The sequence below is a fragment of the Lysobacter sp. SCRH-1R genome (assembly GCF_057747855.1).
In genome coordinates, this window is the sequence record NZ_CM173227.1 from 922,888 (window position 1) to 937,599 (window position 14,712).

The 14,712-nt window shown below is 64.9% G+C and carries 27 protein-coding genes; all 27 read left to right on the top strand.

Annotation, left to right across the window (positions count from 1 at the left end; all coding sequences use genetic code 11):
* Window positions 1–7 precede the first annotated feature (7 nt).
* The 27 genes from rplC (at window position 8) to AC3ANK_RS04360 (ending at window position 14,633) form a co-directional block, all read left to right on the top strand.
* Window positions 8–661, top strand: a complete 654-nt coding sequence (gene rplC / locus AC3ANK_RS04230) for a 50S ribosomal protein L3 (RefSeq protein WP_206859824.1) — start codon at window positions 8–10, stop codon at window positions 659–661.
* Between the two features lie 12 nt (window positions 662–673).
* Window positions 674–1,279, top strand: a complete 606-nt coding sequence (gene rplD, locus AC3ANK_RS04235; protein ID WP_206859823.1) for a 50S ribosomal protein L4 — start codon at window positions 674–676, stop codon at window positions 1,277–1,279.
* Window positions 1,276–1,572, top strand: a complete 297-nt coding sequence (gene rplW, locus AC3ANK_RS04240) for a 50S ribosomal protein L23 (RefSeq protein WP_115843875.1) — start codon at window positions 1,276–1,278, stop codon at window positions 1,570–1,572. Before rplD ends, rplW begins: the two co-directional genes overlap by 4 nt.
* Before the next feature lie 10 nt (window positions 1,573–1,582).
* Complete coding sequence (gene rplB, locus AC3ANK_RS04245; protein WP_206859822.1) at window positions 1,583–2,410, top strand: 50S ribosomal protein L2; 828 nt, start codon at window positions 1,583–1,585, stop codon at window positions 2,408–2,410.
* Between the two features lie 6 nt (window positions 2,411–2,416).
* Window positions 2,417–2,686, top strand: a complete 270-nt coding sequence (gene rpsS / locus AC3ANK_RS04250; protein WP_200606502.1) for a 30S ribosomal protein S19 — start codon at window positions 2,417–2,419, stop codon at window positions 2,684–2,686.
* A gap of 10 nt (window positions 2,687–2,696) precedes the next feature.
* The gene (gene rplV, locus AC3ANK_RS04255; protein ID WP_115843977.1) at window positions 2,697–3,032 is read left to right on the top strand and encodes a 50S ribosomal protein L22; all 336 of its coding nucleotides are present in this window, start codon (window positions 2,697–2,699) and stop codon (window positions 3,030–3,032) included.
* 14 nt (window positions 3,033–3,046) lie between these two features.
* A complete protein-coding gene (gene rpsC, locus AC3ANK_RS04260) occupies window positions 3,047–3,775 on the top strand; it encodes a 30S ribosomal protein S3 (protein WP_206859821.1) in 729 nt (242 codons plus the stop codon).
* Window positions 3,776–3,778: 3 nt separating this feature from the next.
* On the top strand, window positions 3,779–4,192 hold the full coding sequence (rplP, locus tag AC3ANK_RS04265; RefSeq protein WP_055902334.1) for a 50S ribosomal protein L16: 414 nt from the start codon (window positions 3,779–3,781) through the stop codon (window positions 4,190–4,192).
* Window positions 4,192–4,377 (top strand): 50S ribosomal protein L29, encoded by a 186-nt coding sequence (gene rpmC, locus AC3ANK_RS04270; protein WP_206859820.1) that lies wholly within the window; start codon window positions 4,192–4,194, stop codon window positions 4,375–4,377. The genes rplP and rpmC overlap by 1 nt, the downstream gene beginning before the upstream one ends.
* 9 nt (window positions 4,378–4,386) lie before the next feature.
* On the top strand, window positions 4,387–4,656 hold the full coding sequence (gene rpsQ, locus AC3ANK_RS04275; RefSeq protein WP_484172199.1) for a 30S ribosomal protein S17: 270 nt from the start codon (window positions 4,387–4,389) through the stop codon (window positions 4,654–4,656).
* Window positions 4,657–4,670: 14 nt separating this feature from the next.
* Entirely contained in the window at window positions 4,671–5,039 is a 369-nt protein-coding gene (gene rplN / locus AC3ANK_RS04280; RefSeq protein ID WP_056136003.1) for a 50S ribosomal protein L14, read from the top strand.
* 14 nt (window positions 5,040–5,053) lie between these two features.
* Entirely contained in the window at window positions 5,054–5,368 is a 315-nt protein-coding gene (gene rplX / locus AC3ANK_RS04285; protein WP_206859819.1) for a 50S ribosomal protein L24, read from the top strand.
* A gap of 11 nt (window positions 5,369–5,379) precedes the next feature.
* Window positions 5,380–5,922, top strand: a complete 543-nt coding sequence (gene rplE / locus AC3ANK_RS04290; RefSeq protein WP_206859818.1) for a 50S ribosomal protein L5 — start codon at window positions 5,380–5,382, stop codon at window positions 5,920–5,922.
* 15 nt (window positions 5,923–5,937) lie between these two features.
* The gene (gene rpsN / locus AC3ANK_RS04295) at window positions 5,938–6,243 is read left to right on the top strand and encodes a 30S ribosomal protein S14 (RefSeq protein WP_206859817.1); all 306 of its coding nucleotides are present in this window, start codon (window positions 5,938–5,940) and stop codon (window positions 6,241–6,243) included.
* A 157-nt stretch (window positions 6,244–6,400) separates the two neighbouring features.
* On the top strand, window positions 6,401–6,799 hold the full coding sequence (gene rpsH / locus AC3ANK_RS04300) for a 30S ribosomal protein S8 (RefSeq protein ID WP_206859816.1): 399 nt from the start codon (window positions 6,401–6,403) through the stop codon (window positions 6,797–6,799).
* A gap of 13 nt (window positions 6,800–6,812) precedes the next feature.
* A complete protein-coding gene (rplF, locus tag AC3ANK_RS04305) occupies window positions 6,813–7,340 on the top strand; it encodes a 50S ribosomal protein L6 (protein ID WP_206859815.1) in 528 nt (175 codons plus the stop codon).
* 29 nt (window positions 7,341–7,369) lie between these two features.
* The gene (rplR, locus tag AC3ANK_RS04310) at window positions 7,370–7,723 is read left to right on the top strand and encodes a 50S ribosomal protein L18 (RefSeq protein ID WP_206859814.1); all 354 of its coding nucleotides are present in this window, start codon (window positions 7,370–7,372) and stop codon (window positions 7,721–7,723) included.
* A gap of 160 nt (window positions 7,724–7,883) precedes the next feature.
* Window positions 7,884–8,426: a 30S ribosomal protein S5 gene (gene rpsE, locus AC3ANK_RS04315; protein WP_484172835.1), complete on the top strand. Its 543-nt coding sequence runs from the start codon at window positions 7,884–7,886 to the stop codon at window positions 8,424–8,426.
* Window positions 8,419–8,619: a 50S ribosomal protein L30 gene (rpmD, locus tag AC3ANK_RS04320; protein WP_115843848.1), complete on the top strand. Its 201-nt coding sequence runs from the start codon at window positions 8,419–8,421 to the stop codon at window positions 8,617–8,619. The genes rpsE and rpmD overlap by 8 nt, the downstream gene beginning before the upstream one ends.
* A complete protein-coding gene (rplO, locus tag AC3ANK_RS04325) occupies window positions 8,619–9,062 on the top strand; it encodes a 50S ribosomal protein L15 (protein WP_484172836.1) in 444 nt (147 codons plus the stop codon). The genes rpmD and rplO overlap by 1 nt, the downstream gene beginning before the upstream one ends.
* A 7-nt stretch (window positions 9,063–9,069) precedes the next feature.
* Window positions 9,070–10,434: a preprotein translocase subunit SecY gene (gene secY / locus AC3ANK_RS04330; RefSeq protein WP_206859813.1), complete on the top strand. Its 1,365-nt coding sequence runs from the start codon at window positions 9,070–9,072 to the stop codon at window positions 10,432–10,434.
* Between the two features lie 234 nt (window positions 10,435–10,668).
* The gene (rpsM, locus tag AC3ANK_RS04335) at window positions 10,669–11,025 is read left to right on the top strand and encodes a 30S ribosomal protein S13 (RefSeq protein ID WP_206859812.1); all 357 of its coding nucleotides are present in this window, start codon (window positions 10,669–10,671) and stop codon (window positions 11,023–11,025) included.
* Between the two features lie 11 nt (window positions 11,026–11,036).
* On the top strand, window positions 11,037–11,429 hold the full coding sequence (gene rpsK / locus AC3ANK_RS04340; protein ID WP_115843839.1) for a 30S ribosomal protein S11: 393 nt from the start codon (window positions 11,037–11,039) through the stop codon (window positions 11,427–11,429).
* Window positions 11,430–11,443: 14 nt separating this feature from the next.
* Window positions 11,444–12,073 (top strand): 30S ribosomal protein S4, encoded by a 630-nt coding sequence (gene rpsD, locus AC3ANK_RS04345; RefSeq protein ID WP_115843837.1) that lies wholly within the window; start codon window positions 11,444–11,446, stop codon window positions 12,071–12,073.
* A gap of 19 nt (window positions 12,074–12,092) precedes the next feature.
* A complete protein-coding gene (locus tag AC3ANK_RS04350; protein ID WP_484172200.1) occupies window positions 12,093–13,091 on the top strand; it encodes a DNA-directed RNA polymerase subunit alpha in 999 nt (332 codons plus the stop codon).
* 295 nt (window positions 13,092–13,386) lie between these two features.
* Window positions 13,387–13,761, top strand: a complete 375-nt coding sequence (gene rplQ / locus AC3ANK_RS04355; RefSeq protein WP_158982351.1) for a 50S ribosomal protein L17 — start codon at window positions 13,387–13,389, stop codon at window positions 13,759–13,761.
* A 371-nt stretch (window positions 13,762–14,132) separates the two neighbouring features.
* Window positions 14,133–14,633, top strand: coding sequence for a disulfide bond formation protein B (locus tag AC3ANK_RS04360; protein ID WP_206859810.1), 501 nt, complete (start codon window positions 14,133–14,135; stop codon window positions 14,631–14,633).
* Window positions 14,634–14,712 lie beyond the last annotated feature (79 nt).

Below are 14,712 nucleotides of genomic sequence, written 5' to 3' on the forward strand. Positions count from 1 at the left end.
TCCCACCATGACCGCGAAGAAGTATTCGTTGGGCATCGTCGGTCGCAAGGCCGGCATGAGCCGTTTCTTCACTGAAGACGGCAAGTCGGTTCCGGTGACGCTGATCGAAGCGACCCCGAACCGAATCACCCAGATCAAGACCGACGACACCGACGGCTACAGCGCCGTGCAGGTCACCGTCGGCGTGCGCCGCGCCGCGCTCGTCAACAAGCCGGAAGCCGGTCACCTCGCCAAGGCGAAGGTCGAAGCCGGTCGTGGCCTGTGGGAGCTGCGCGTGGAAGCCGACCAGATCGGTGGCTTTGAAGTGGGCGGCGAGATCAAGGCCGACATCTTCAGCGCCGGCCAGCTGGTCGACGTCCAGGGCGTCACGAAGGGCAAGGGCTTCCAGGGCACGATCAAGCGCTGGAACTTCACGATGGGCGACGCGACGCACGGTAACTCGCTGTCGCATCGTTCGCCGGGCTCCATCGGCCAGCGCCAGACGCCGGGCCGCGTGTTCCCGGGCAAGAAGATGGCCGGTCACATGGGCGCGGAAACCCAGACCACGCAGCGCCTTGAAGTGGTGAAGGTCGACGCCGAGCGCGGCCTGATCGCCATCAAGGGTGCCGTGCCGGGTGCGCCGGGTGGCGACGTCATCGTGCGTCCCTCGAGCAAGGCATAAGGAGAGATGACGATGGAACTCGCCATCACCAACAGCAGCAAGACTGTGTCGGTTTCCGACGCGATCTTCGGCCGCGAATTCAGCGAAGACTTGGTCCACCAGGTGGTCGTTGCCTATCGCAACGCCGGTCGCGCGGGCACCAAGGCGCAGAAGACCCGTTCTGAAGTCAACGGTACGACCAAGAAGTCGAAGAAGCAGAAGGGCGGCGGTGCGCGTCATGGCGCGCTGACGGCTCCGATCTTCGTCGGCGGCGGCGTGACCTTCGCGGCCAAGCCGCGCAGCTTCGCGCAGAAGGTCAACCGCAAGATGTACCGCGCCGCGATCGCCGCGATCCTGTCCGAGCTGAACCGCCAGGGCCGCATCAAGGTCGTCGAGTCGTTCGATCTGGACGCCCCGAAGACCGCCGGTCTGGTTTCCAAGCTCAAGGGCCTGGAAGTCGGCAAGCGTCCGCTGATCGTCACCGAAGATGCCACCGAGAACCTGTACCTCTCGGCGCGCAACCTGCCGTACGTCGAAGTGCGTGACGTCCAGGGCCTGGATCCGGTCGCCCTCGTCGGCGCCGACTCGGTCGTGGTCACCGCCGACGCGGTCAAGAAGATCGAGGAGTGGCTGGCATGAACGAGGCCAAGCTCTACAACATCATCCGTGCGCCGCGCGTGTCCGAAAAGACCGCCCGTCTGCAGGAAGTTTCCAACCAGTACGTCTTCGAAGTCGCGACGGACGCTACCAAGGCCGACATCAAGGTCGCCGTGGAAAAGCTGTTCGAAGTGAAGGTTGAAGCGGTCAACGTCGTGAACGTCAAGGGCAAGAACAAGTCCTTCCGTTTTCGCGCCGGTAGCCGCGGCAGCTGGCGCAAGGCGTACGTGACGCTGGCCGAAGGCCAGTCGATCGACGTGATGGCCAAGGCCTGAGGAAAGACCCATGGCATTGATGACTTTCAAGCCCACCTCCGCCGGCCGCCGCAGCGCGGTTCGCGTGGTGACCCCGGGCCTGCACAAGGGCGCCCCGCACGCGGCGCTCGTCGAGAAGCAGGGCAAGACCGGCGGTCGTAACCACCACGGCCGCATCACCACCCGTCACATCGGTGGTGGTCACAAGCAGCACTACCGCATCATCGACTTCAAGCGCGACAAGGAAGGCATCCCCGCCCGCGTCGAACGCATCGAGTACGACCCGAACCGCACCGCGCACATCGCGCTGCTGTGCTACGTCGATGGTGAGCGCCGTTACATCATCGCCCCGAAGGGCCTGAAGGATGGCGACCAGGTGATCGCGGGCCGTGACGCCCCGATCCGCGTCGGCAACACGCTGCCGCTGACCAACATTCCGGTCGGTACGACGGTGTGCTGCGTCGAGATGAAGCCGGGCAAGGGCGCCCAGCTGGCCCGCGCGGCCGGCGCCAGCGCCTACCTGGTCGCTCGCGAGCAGGGCTACGCCACGCTGCGTCTTCGCTCAGGCGAAATGCGCAAGGTGCCGGCCGAGTGCCGCGCCACGATCGGCGAAGTCGGCAACGACGAGCACAATCTGGAGAAGCTGGGCAAGGCCGGTGCAGCGCGTTGGCGCGGCATCAAGCCGACCGTCCGCGGTGCGGCCATGAACCCGGTCGACCACCCGCACGGCGGTGGTGAGGCCAAGGCCGGCCAGGGTAACCCGCATCCGGTCACCCCGTGGGGTGTGCCGACCAAGGGTTACAAGACCCGCAAGAACAAGCGCACCCAGCAGTTCATCGTGCGCGATCGCAGGAGCTAATCGGCCATGGCACGTTCACTGAAGAAAGGCCCGTTCGTCGACCACCACCTGATCAAGAAGGTGGAGACCGCGGGCAACAACAAGAAGCCGATCAAGACCTGGTCGCGTCGTTCGATGATCCTGCCGGAGATGGTGGGTTTCACCATCGCCGTGCACAACGGCAAGAACCACATCCCGGTGCTGGTCAACGAGAACATGGTTGGCCACAAGCTTGGCGAGTTCGCCCTGACCCGTACGTTCAAGGGTCACGGCGGCGACAAGAAGTCGGGCAAGTAAGGAGATGACCATGGAAGCGAAAGCCATCCTGCGCACCGCGCGCATCTCCCCGCAGAAGGCCCGCCTGGTCGCCGACCAGGTGCGTGGTCTGTCGGCCGAGCGCGCCGTCAACCTGCTGAAGTTCTCGGACAAGAAGGCTGCCCACCTGATCAAGAAGGTGGTGGAGTCCGCGATTGCCAACGCCGAGAACAACCAGGGCGCCGACATCGACGAGCTCAAGGTCAAGACCATCATGGTGGACGAGGGTCCCGCACTGAAGCGCTTCATGGCGCGTGCGAAGGGCCGCGGCACCCGCATCCTCAAGCGCACCAGCCACATCACTGTGGTTGTGGGCGCGGGCAAGTAAGGCGGAGTCAGACAATGGGTCATAAAGTTCATCCCACCGGCATCCGCCTGGGCATCGCCAAGGATTGGAACTCCAAGTGGTTTGCCAACAAGAAGCAGTACGCCGACTTCCTGGCGGCGGACCTGAAGGTCCGTGATCTGCTGCGCAAGAAGCTGGCGCAGGCCGGCATCTCGAAGATCTTCATCGAGCGTCCGGCGAACAACGCCCGCGTGACGATCCACACCGCCCGTCCGGGCGTGGTGATCGGCAAGCGCGGCGAGGACATCGAGAAGCTGCGCAAGGAAGTCAGCGACGTGATGGGCGTTCCGGCGCACATCAATGTCACCGAGGTCCGCAAGCCGGAACTCGACGCGCAGCTGGTCGCCGAGTCGATCGCGCAGCAGCTCGAGCGCCGCATCATGTTCCGTCGCGCGATGAAGCGCGCCGTGGGCAATGCGATGCGCCTGGGCGCCCTGGGCATCAAGGTCAACGTCGCCGGCCGCCTGAACGGCGCCGAGATCGCGCGTTCGGAGTGGTACCGCGAAGGTCGCGTGCCGCTGCACACGCTGCGTGCCGACATCGACTACGGCTTCGCTGAAGCCAAGACGACCTACGGCATCATCGGCATCAAGGTCTGGATCTACAAGGGCGAGGTGTTCGACTTCTCGCAGGTGGGCCAGGAGAAGCAGGAAGAAGCGCCGCGTGCAGAGCGCAGCGAGCGTCCGGCCCGTCCGGCGCGCGCCAACCGCGAGGCGAGGGACTAAGCCATGTTGCAACCCAAGCGAACCAAGTACCGCAAGGTACACAAGGGCCGCAATGAAGGCCTGAGCTGGAACGGCAATGCCGTCAGCTTCGGCGAGTACGGCCTGAAGGCGACGGCGCACGGTCAGCTGACCGCGCGCCAGATCGAGGCCGCGCGCCGTTCCATCAGCCGCTACGTGAAGCGCGGCGGCAAGATGTGGATCCGCGTGTTCCCCGACAAGCCGATCACCAAGAAGCCGATCGAAGTCCGAATGGGCTCCGGTAAGGGCAACGTCGAGTACTGGGTCGCCCAGATCCAGCCCGGTCGCATGATTTACGAGATCGAAGGCGTGGCAGAGGACGTGGCGCGTGAAGCGTTCCGTCTGGCCGCCGCCAAGCTCTCGGTGACCACCACTTTCGTTACCCGGACGGTGCGCTAATGGACCTCAAGCAACTGCGAGAGAAGTCGGCCGACGAACTGAAGGCCCATCTGGCCGAGCTGCACAAGGAGACGTTCTCCCTGCGCATGCAGAAGGCCACCGGCCAGCTCGCCAAGACCCACGACGTCCGCCGCGTGCGCCGCGAGATCGCTCGCGTCAACACGCTGCTCGGCGAGAAGAAGTAAGGACCCGCCATGACCGACAACAATACAGAGAAGGCTGTCCGCACGGTTGAAGGCCGGGTTGTCAGCAACAAGATGGACAAGACCGTCACCGTGCTCGTCGAGCGCCAGGTCAAGCACGCGCTGTACGGCAAGTACATCCGCCGCTCGACCAAGCTCCACGCCCACGACGCCGACAACGCCTGCAAGGAAGGCGACGTCGTGCGGGTGAAGGAAGTTGCGCCGATGTCGAAGACCAAGAACTGGAGCGTGGTTGAGATCGTCAGCCGCGCGGCCGAATAAGAGGAGGCTGAGTCATGATCCAGATGCAGAGCTACCTCGATGTGGCTGACAACTCCGGTGCCAAGGAAGTGATGTGCATCAAGGTGCTGGGCGGCTCGAAGCGCCGTTACGCCGGCATCGGCGACATCATCAAGGTCACCGTCAAGGACGCGATCCCGCGTGGCAAGGTCAAGAAGGGCGACGTCTACGACGCCGTCGTCGTGCGCACCCGCAAGGGCGTGCGTCGACCGGACGGTTCGCTGATCCGCTTCGACGGCAACGCCGCGGTGCTCCTGAACAACAAGCAGGAACCGATCGGTACCCGCATCTTCGGGCCTGTGACCCGCGAGCTGCGTACCGAGAAGTTCATGAAGATCGTCTCGCTCGCTCCTGAAGTGCTCTGAGCGGAGGAATTGATATGAACCGTATCCGCAAGGGCGATCAGGTGATCGTCACCACCGGCAAGGACAAGGGCAAGAAGGGCGAAGTGGTGCGCGTGCTCGGCGAGAAGGTCGTCGTGTCGAACATCAACGTCGTCAAGCGCCACACCAAGCCGAACCCCCAGGCTGGCCAGCCGGGCGGCGTGGTCGAGCGCGAAGCGCCGATCCACATTTCCAACGTGATGCTGTTCAACCCGGCCACTGGCAAGGGTGAGCGCGTCGGTTTCAAGGTGCTGGAGGATGGACGCAAACTGCGTGTGTTCCGCTCCAGCGGTGAGGCGGTTGACGCCTGAGGAATGCTCAAATGACCACCCGTCTCGAAAAGTTCTACAAGGACGAAGTCGTCCCGGCCCTGACCAAGAAGTTCGGTTACACGAACCCGATGGAAGTGCCGCGCCTGTCAAAGATCACGATCAACATGGGCGTTGGCGAAGCCGCCACGAACAAGAAGATCCTGGAGAACGCGGTCGCCGACCTGACCAAGATCTCAGGCCAGAAGCCGATCGTGACCAAGTCCCGCGTGTCGGTGGCTTCGTTCAAGATCCGCGACGGCTGGCCGATCGGCTGCAAGGTGACGCTGCGTCGCGCCCACATGTTCGAGTTCCTCGACCGTCTGATCAACATCTCGCTGCCGCGCGTGCGTGACTTCCGCGGCGTGTCGGGTCGTTCGTTCGATGGCCGTGGCAACTACAACATGGGCGTCAAGGAACAGATCATCTTCCCGGAAATCGACTTCGACGCCGTCGACGCGATCCGCGGCATGGACATCGCGATCACCACGACCGCGAAGACCGACGCCGAGGCGAAGGCCCTGCTGGAAGCGTTCCGCTTCCCGTTCCGCAACTAACTCGAGGATTGAACAATGGCTAAGACCTCCATGGTCAACCGCGAGATCAAGCGGGCGAAGCTGGCCAAGCAGCACGGCGCCAAGCGCGAAGCGCTGAAGAAGATCATCTCCAGCCAGACGGCCTCGTACGAGGACAAGCTGGAAGCGGCCACCAAGCTGCAGAAGCTGCCGCGCGACTCCTCGCCGAGCCGCCAGCGCAACCGCTGCGAGCTGTCGGGCCGTCCGCGTGGCGTGTACCGCAAGTTCGGCCTCGGCCGCAACATGCTGCGCAAGGCCACCATGAACGGTGACGTTCCGGGCCTGCGCAAGGCCAGCTGGTAAGACAGGGCGCCGGCAAGTCTGCTAGACTTGCCGGCTCGCTCGCGTCATGCCCCGGCCGACAGGGCGGGGCGCCTGCCGGGAACTTTCCCGATCAAGCAGGCACTACAACTGAATTCGCAATCCCGCGGATATCGGTGCTACTCATAGGTGCATATTCATGAGCATGACTGATCCCATCGCCGACATGCTGGTCCGCATCAAGAATGCGGCGGCTGTCCGGAAGCAGACGGTGAAGATGCCGTCGTCGAAGGTCAAGGTGGCCATCGCCAAGGTGCTGCAGGACGAGGGCTACATCCTCGGTTCGCGCGTGACCGAAGCCGGCGCCGGCAAGTCCGAACTCGAAATCTCGCTGAAGTACTACGAAGGCAAGCCGGTGATCGAGCGCCTCGAGCGCTACTCCCGTTCGGGCCTGCGCCAGTACCGCGGCAAGGCCAATCTGCCGAAGGTCCTGGGCGGCCTCGGTATCGCCATCATCTCCACCTCGAAGGGCATCATGACCGATGCGCAGGCGCGCCAGCAGGGCGTCGGCGGTGAGGTCCTGTGCTTCGTGGCCTAAGGGAGGAATAGACATGTCCCGAGTTGCCAAGAAGCCGGTCGCCCTCCCGAAGGGTGTCGAACTCAACATCCAGGCCGAATCGATCAGCGCCAAGGGCCCGAAGGGCACCCTGAGCGTCGCGAAGCCGGCCGGTATCAACGTCAATGTCGACAACGGCACGGCCACGTTCTCCACCGAGGACGCCGCCCTGATCCCGCTGGCCGGCACGCTGCGCGCCATCCTGTCCAACATGGTCAAGGGCGTTTCCGAAGGCTTCGAGCGCAAGCTCGAGCTGGTGGGCGTCGGTTACCGTGCCTCGATGCAGGGCAAGGACCTGAACCTGGCGCTGGGTTTCTCGCACCCGGTGCTGCTGCAGGCTCCGGCCGGCATCACCATCGCCACGCCGTCGCAGACCGAAATCGTCGTCGCCGGCGCAGACAAGCAGGCGGTCGGTGAGTTCGCCGCCAAGATCCGCGCTGTCCGTCCGCCGGAGCCCTACAAGGGCAAGGGCGTGAAGTACGCCGGCGAAGTCATCATCCGCAAGGAAGCCAAGAAGGCCTAACCGGGTCTTCAGCTTTCGGAGATACGCACATGAACAAGAACACCGCCCGTCTGCGCCGCGCCAAGTCGACCCGCGCGCACATCCGCGAACTCGGCGTGCCGCGCCTGTCGGTGCTGCGCACCGGCCAGCACCTGTACGCCCAGGTCTTCACCTCCGACGGCTCCAAGGTCCTGGCTTCGGCCTCGACCGTGCAGTCCGACGTCAAGGAAGGCCTGAAGAACGGCAAGAACGCCGACGCCGCCGCCAAGGTCGGTCGCATCATCGCCGAGAAGGCGAAGGCGGCCGGCATCGAGAAGGTCGCCTTCGACCGCTCGGGCTACCGTTACCACGGTCGCATCAAGGCGCTCGCCGACGCCGCCCGCGAGGGTGGCCTGCAGTTCTGATGCCTTGAAGGCGTGGGGATTCGTCCCCACGCCAGGTTTTCGCCCGCCGGCATGGGGAATGCCGGGCGCGACCACGGATTTCCGCGATCGCGAAGCACCCGCAACACACCACAACGATAAGCGGCGAAGCCGCAAATCCCTCAACTACCGAGCTATCGAAATGGCAGAAGAACACCGTGCACCGCGGGGTCGTGATCGCGACCGCAACCGCGAAGAGATCGACGACGGCATGATCGAGAAGCTGATCGCGGTCAACCGCGTCAGCAAGACCGTCAAGGGCGGTCGCCAGTTCACCTTCACCGCGCTGACGGTGGTGGGCGACGGCAACGGCAAGGTCGGCTTCGGTTATGGCAAGGCGCGCGAAGTGCCGGTCGCGATCCAGAAGTCGATGGAATACGCTCGCAAGTCGATGGCAAACGTCGACCTGAACAACGGCACCCTGTGGCACTCGGTGAAGGCCGGCCACGGCGCAGCCCGCGTGTTCATGCAGCCTGCTTCCGAAGGTACCGGCGTCATCGCTGGTGGCGCGATGCGCGCCGTCCTGGAAGCCGTCGGCGTGAAGAACGTGCTGGCCAAGGCCGTCGGTTCGCGTAACCCGATCAACCTGGTCCGCGCCACGCTGAAGGGCCTGACCGACATGCATTCGCCGGCCAAGATCGCCGCGAAGCGTGGCAAGAAGGTGGAGGACCTGATCAATGGCTAAGAACGAAGCTGTCGCCGGCGGCACCGTCAAGGTGCGCCTGGTCAAGGGTCTGCGTGGCACCCAGTCGCGTCACCGTCTGTCGGTGCGTGCGCTGGGCCTGAACAAGCTCAACGACGTGCGTGAACTGAAGGACAGCCCGCAGGTGCGTGGCCTGATCAATCAGCTGCACTACCTCGTCCGAGTCGAGGAGTAATCAACATGCGTCTCAACACTCTGCAGCCCGCCGAGGGCGCCCGTACCGAGCGCACCCGCGTCGGTCGCGGTATCGGTTCCGGCCTGGGCAAGACCGCCGGTCGCGGTCACAAGGGCTCGTTCGCGCGCTCGGGCAAGGGCAAGATCAAGGCCGGCTTCGAAGGCGGTCAGATGCCGATGCAGCGCCGTCTGCCGAAGATCGGCTTCCGTTCGAAGCTCGCCAGGGACACGGCCGAAGTGCTGCTGTACCAGCTGGACAAGCTGCCGGCCGGTGACGTCGATTTCGCCGCCCTGAAGGCCGCCAAGCTGGTGCCGAGCACCGCGAAGCAGGCCAAGATCGTGGTGAAGGGCGAGCTGACCAAGAAGTTCGTGCTCAAGGGCGTGGCCGCTACGGCCGGCGCGAAGGCCGCGATTGAAGCGGCCGGCGGCAAGGTCGAGGAGTAATCGACGGATGGCGCGCAGCGGTAGCAACGCGGTAGCCGGCCTCGGCGGCGGACTCGGCAAGTTCACCGAGCTCCGCCAGCGCCTGCTGTTCGTGGTCGGTGCCCTGATCGTCTACCGCATCGGCTGCTACATCCCGGTGCCGGGCGTCAATCCGGAAGCCATGCTCCGGCTGATGGAAACCCAGAAGGGCACCATCGTGGACATGTTCAACATGTTCTCCGGTGGCGCCCTCCATCGCTTCAGCCTGTTCGCGCTGAACGTGATGCCGTACATCTCGGCGTCGATCATCGTGCAGCTGCTGGTGCAGATCGTGCCCAGTCTGAAGGCCATCCAGAAGGAAGGCGAGTCGGGCCGGCGCAAGATCAACCAGTGGTCGCGCATGGGTGCGATCCCGTTGGCCGTGTTCCAGGCCTGGGGTATCGCCACCGCGCTTCAGGCCGGTGGCGCGAGCCAGGGCATCGCGGTGGTCTACAACCCGGGTCCGGGCTTCATCCTGACCGCGGTGATCGCGCTGACGGCGGGCACCATGTTCCTGATGTGGCTGGGCGAACAGGTGACGGAGCGCGGCATCGGCAACGGCGTCTCGCTGATCATCTTCGCGGGCATCGTGGCAGGCCTGCCGGCGGCCGTGTTCGGCATGTTCGAGCAGATCCGCAACGGCGACATGAGCGCGCTCGTGGCCATCGTCGTGGTGGCGATCGTCCTGGGCTTCACGTACTTCGTGGTGTTCGTCGAGCGGGGCCAGCGCCGGATCACGGTGAACTACGCCCGTCGTCAGGGCGGCCGTAGCGCGTACATGAACCAGTCGTCGTTCCTGCCGCTGAAGCTCAACATGTCGGGCGTGATCCCGGCCATCTTCGCCTCGAGCATCGTGATGTTCCCGGCGACGGCGGCCAACTGGTTCAGCCAGGGCAATTCGGGGTCGTTCCTGCATCGTGTCAGCCAGTGGCTGAACCCGGGCGAGCCGCTCCACATGATCCTGTACGCCGGGCTCATCGCTGGTTTTGCGTTCTTCTACACCGCGCTGGTGTTCAACTCGCAGGAAACCGCCGACAATCTGAAGAAGTCGGGCGCGCTGATTCCGGGCATCCGTCCGGGCAAGGCGACGGCTGACTACATCGACGGCGTCCTCACCCGCCTGACGGCGGCCGGCGCGGCTTATCTGGTGCTGGTGTGCCTCCTGCCGGAGGTCATGCGCACCGAACTGGGCACCTCGTTCTACTTCGGTGGCACCTCGCTGCTGATCGTGGTCGTGGTGGTCATGGATTTCATCGCCCAGATCCAGGCTCATCTGATGTCGCATCAGTACGAGAGTCTGCTGAAGAAGGCGAACTTGAAGGGCGGCTCGCGCGGCGGTCTCGCGCGCGGGTGATCCCGGACCTTTCGCGCGCCAGAGTAGCGCGCGGGGCCGGGCAGGGCAGTTCAACGCCTTGTCCGACCAGTCCGGTTTCGTCGCCGGAGCATGGGCACACTCCCCATGCCGGGCACTGCCGCGTCCCCCGGGATGCGGCAGGGCTTCCTATTAACCCGAGACCTTGTTAAAATTTCCAGTTCACTCCGCCGGGATTAATCCGTCCTGGCCGCCAAACCAGTTGGAGATCGCGTTATGGCGCGTATTGCGGGCGTCAATCTGCCTGCCCAGAAGCATGTCTGGGTCGGGCTGCAAAGCATCTACGGCATCGGCCGTACCCGTTCGAAGAAGGTCTGTGAAGCCGCTGGCGTCACCTCGACCACCAAAATCCGTGACCTGTCCGAGCCGGAAGTCGAGCGCCTGCGCGCCGAGGTCGGCAAGTACGTGGTCGAGGGCGACCTCCGCCGCGAGATCGGCATCGCGATCAAGCGCCTGATGGACCTGGGTTGCTACCGCGGCCTGCGTCACCGCCGCGGCCTGCCGCTGCGTGGCCAGCGCACCCGTACCAATGCCCGTACCCGCAAGGGTCCGCGCAAGGCCATCAAGAAGTAAGGACTTAGACCATGGCTAAGCCGGCTGCTACCAAGACCAAGAAGAAGATCAAGCGTGTCGTCACCGACGGCATCGCCCACGTCCACGCTTCTTTCAACAACACCATCGTCACGATCACCGACCGCCAGGGCAATGCGCTGTCGTGGGCGACCTCGGGCGGCGCGGGTTTCCGCGGCTCGCGCAAGTCGACCCCGTTCGCTGCCCAGGTCGCCGCCGAAAAGGCCGGTCGTGCCGCGCTGGACTACGGCGTCAAGTCGCTGGAAGTCCGCATCAAGGGCCCGGGTCCGGGCCGCGAATCCGCCGTTCGTTCGCTGAACAACGTCGGGTACAAGATCATCAACATCATCGACGTGACGCCGATCCCGCACAACGGGTGCCGTCCGCCGAAGAAGCGTCGCGTCTGAGGAGCTGAAAGAACATGGCTCGTTATATTGGTCCCACCTGTAAGCTCGCCCGTCGCGAAGGCGCTGACCTTGGCCTGAAGTCGTCGGCTCGCGCCCTCGACTCCAAGTGCAAGCTCGAGCAGAAGCCCGGCCAGCACGGTCCGACCGCCCGCAAGGGCAAGCTGTCCGACTACGCCACCCAGCTGCGCGAGAAGCAGAAGGTCAAGCGTATTTACGGTCTGCTGGAGCGTCAGTTCCGCAACTACTACAAGAAGGCCTCGACCAAGAAGGGCAACACGGGTGAAAACCTGCTGCAGCTCCTCGAGACCCGCCTGGACAACGTCGTCTACCGCATGGGCTTCGCGGTGACCCGTCCGGCCGCCCGCCAGCTGGTTTCGCACCGCGGCGTCACGGTCAACGGCAAGCCGGTCAATCTGCCGTCGTACCAGGTCAAGGCTGGCGACGCGATCGCGCTGGCCGAGCGCGCCCAGAAGCAGCTGCGCGTGCAGGAATCCCTGACCGTCGCATCGCAGATGGACCTCTCGCCGTCGTGGGTTGAAGTCGACAGCAAGAAGTTCTCTGGCGTGTTCAAGGCCGTTCCGGATCGTGCCGACCTGCCGGCCGACATCAACGAAGCGCTGATCGTCGAGCTGTACTCGAAGTAATCCCAGGAGACGCCAACACATGACGGTTACCGCAAACCAGGTGCTGCGCCCGCGCGGCCCCCAGATCGAGCGCCTTACGGGCAACCGTGCCAAGGTCGTCATCGAACCGCTGGAGCGTGGCTACGGCCATACGCTCGGCAATGCGCTGCGCCGTGTGCTGCTGTCGTCGATTCCGGGCTTCGCAATCACGGAAGTCGAGATCGATGGCGTGCTGCACGAGTACACCACGGTCGAAGGCCTGCAGGAAGACGTGCTTGAGGTTCTGCTGAACCTCAAGGACGTGGCGATCCGCATGCACACCGGCGAGTCGGCGACGCTGTCGCTGGCGAAGCAGGGCCCGGGCATCGTCACCGCTGGCGACATCAAGACGGACCACAACGTCGAGATCCTCAACACGGATCATGTGATCGCGCACCTGACCAAGGACACCGCGCTCAACATGCGTCTGAAGATCGAGCGCGGTTTCGGCTACCAGCCGGCGGCCGTGCGTCGTCGTCCGGATGAGGAAACCCGCGCCATCGGTCGCCTGATGCTGGACGCCAGCTTCTCGCCGGTCCGCCGCGTCGCGTATGCCGTGGAAGCGGCCCGCGTCGAGCAGCGCACCGACCTGGACAAGCTGGTCCTGGACATCGAGACCAACGGCACGATCGACGCCGAGGAAGCCGTCCGCACCGCGGCCGACATCCTGACCGACCAGCTGTCGGTGTTCGGCGATTTCACCCACCGCGATCGCGGTGCGGCGAAGCCGGCCACCAGCGGCATCGACCCGATCCTGCTGCGCCCGATCGACGACCTCGAACTGACCGTGCGTTCGGCCAACTGCCTCAAGGCCGAGAGCATCTACTACGTCGGCGATCTGATCCAGAAGACCGAAGTGGAGCTGCTCAAGACCCCGAACCTCGGCAAGAAGTCGCTTACCGAGATCAAGGAAGTCCTCGCCCAGCGTGGTCTTTCGCTCGGCATGAAGCTCGAGAACTGGCCGCCGGCAGGCATCGCCTCCCACGGCATGATGGGGTGAACGCCCGCGCTTAGCCGATGCTGCCTACCGGCATCGGCTGCGGGCGCGAACGACCGGGCAGGATGCCCGGGCAGGACTCTCCGGAGCCCACCACCTTTCGCCAGGGATGGCAGCAGCAAAGTTCAAAGCGCGGCGCTTTTGATCCGATCAAAGCGCCGCGTCCTGCCGACAGGGCCCAAGCCCTGCGGCATAGCCGGCAACGGAGCGCCGGTTCGGACCATCCGCAGTCCAGGTAACAACGCCACGAAGGCGACAGCGAACTCCAGCGTTTCAACATTCAACAGGAATCACAGTCATGCGCCACCAGAAAGCCGGCCGTAAGTTCAGCCGTACCAGCGCCCATCGCGATGCCATGTTCACCAACATGGCGGCCTCGCTGATCAAGCACGGCCTCATCCGCACCACCCTGCCCAAGGCGAAGGAACTTCGCCGCGTCGCCGAGCCGCTCATCACGCTGGCCAAGGTCGACGGCGTCGCCAACCGCCGCCTCGCCTTCTCGCGCCTGCGCGACAAGGAAGCCGTGGGCACGCTGTTCACCACGCTGGGCCCGCGCTACCAGGCGCGTCCGGGTGGCTACGTGCGCATCCTCAAGTGCGGCTTCCGCGCTGGCGACAACGCGCCGATGGCCTACGTCGAACTCGTCGATCGTCCGGAAGCCGCCGCGGAGTAATCCGAAGGCTGCCGGTAGCCCAGGCTGCCGACGGAAGATCCAGCAGAACCCCGGCGAGAGCCGGGGTTTTTTGCTTTTGCGACTCGCGCACGAGCGCCGATAGGGGACGAGCGGTCGGTGCGCGGGAGCGTCGCCGCCGTTGTAGCCCGGGTAAGCGAAGCGCACCTGGGTTCGCCACGCCGCTGCATCGCGCCTATGCATCCGCCCATTCCGCGACGGGATATGCGCGCAGTCGAACGCCACCCGCACGTACGACGGCCCCGGCCAATCAAACGTCCGCGCGCCGAACCGTGCACCGCCGGCGACCAGCCGTGCGATCGCCGCCCATTCGCCGTGCAATCGAACACGCAGGCCGGTTAAGCTCTCCCGCCATGACGACCCTCCTGCGCGGCTCGTTCCGCCTCCAGTTCTTCCTCGGCTTCCTCGCGTGCGCAGGGCTGCTCGCTTATGCGATCTACCTGCAGCTGCACGACGGGCTGGAGCCGTGCAACCTGTGCATCTTCCAGCGCGTGGCGTTCGCCGCGCTGGGGATCGTATTCCTGATCGGCGCACTGCACGGCCCGAAGCGCCCGGCCGGACGCAAGTCCTACGGCATCGCCGCGTTGCTCGCGGCGCTCGCCGGCATCGCGGTGGCCGGCCGCCATGTGTGGGTGCAGATGCAGCCGCCGGGCGTGGCCTCGTGCGGCGCGCCGCTGTCGTTCATGCGCGAGACCATGTCGACGTGGGACGTCGTGCGCAAGGTGATGACGGCGACCGGCAACTGCGGCGACGTCGACTGGACCTTCGCCGGGCTGTCGATGCCCTGGTGGAGCCTGATCTGGTTCGTCGCCCTCGCGCTGTGGGCCGGTTACGCGGCCTTCCGTCGCGCCTGAGCGCGTTCCTTACCGTATCCCGGACCCGAAGAAGGGCGGCCCGGCTCGGTTGCCGCTGTAACGGTTGCAGCGCGCCGGA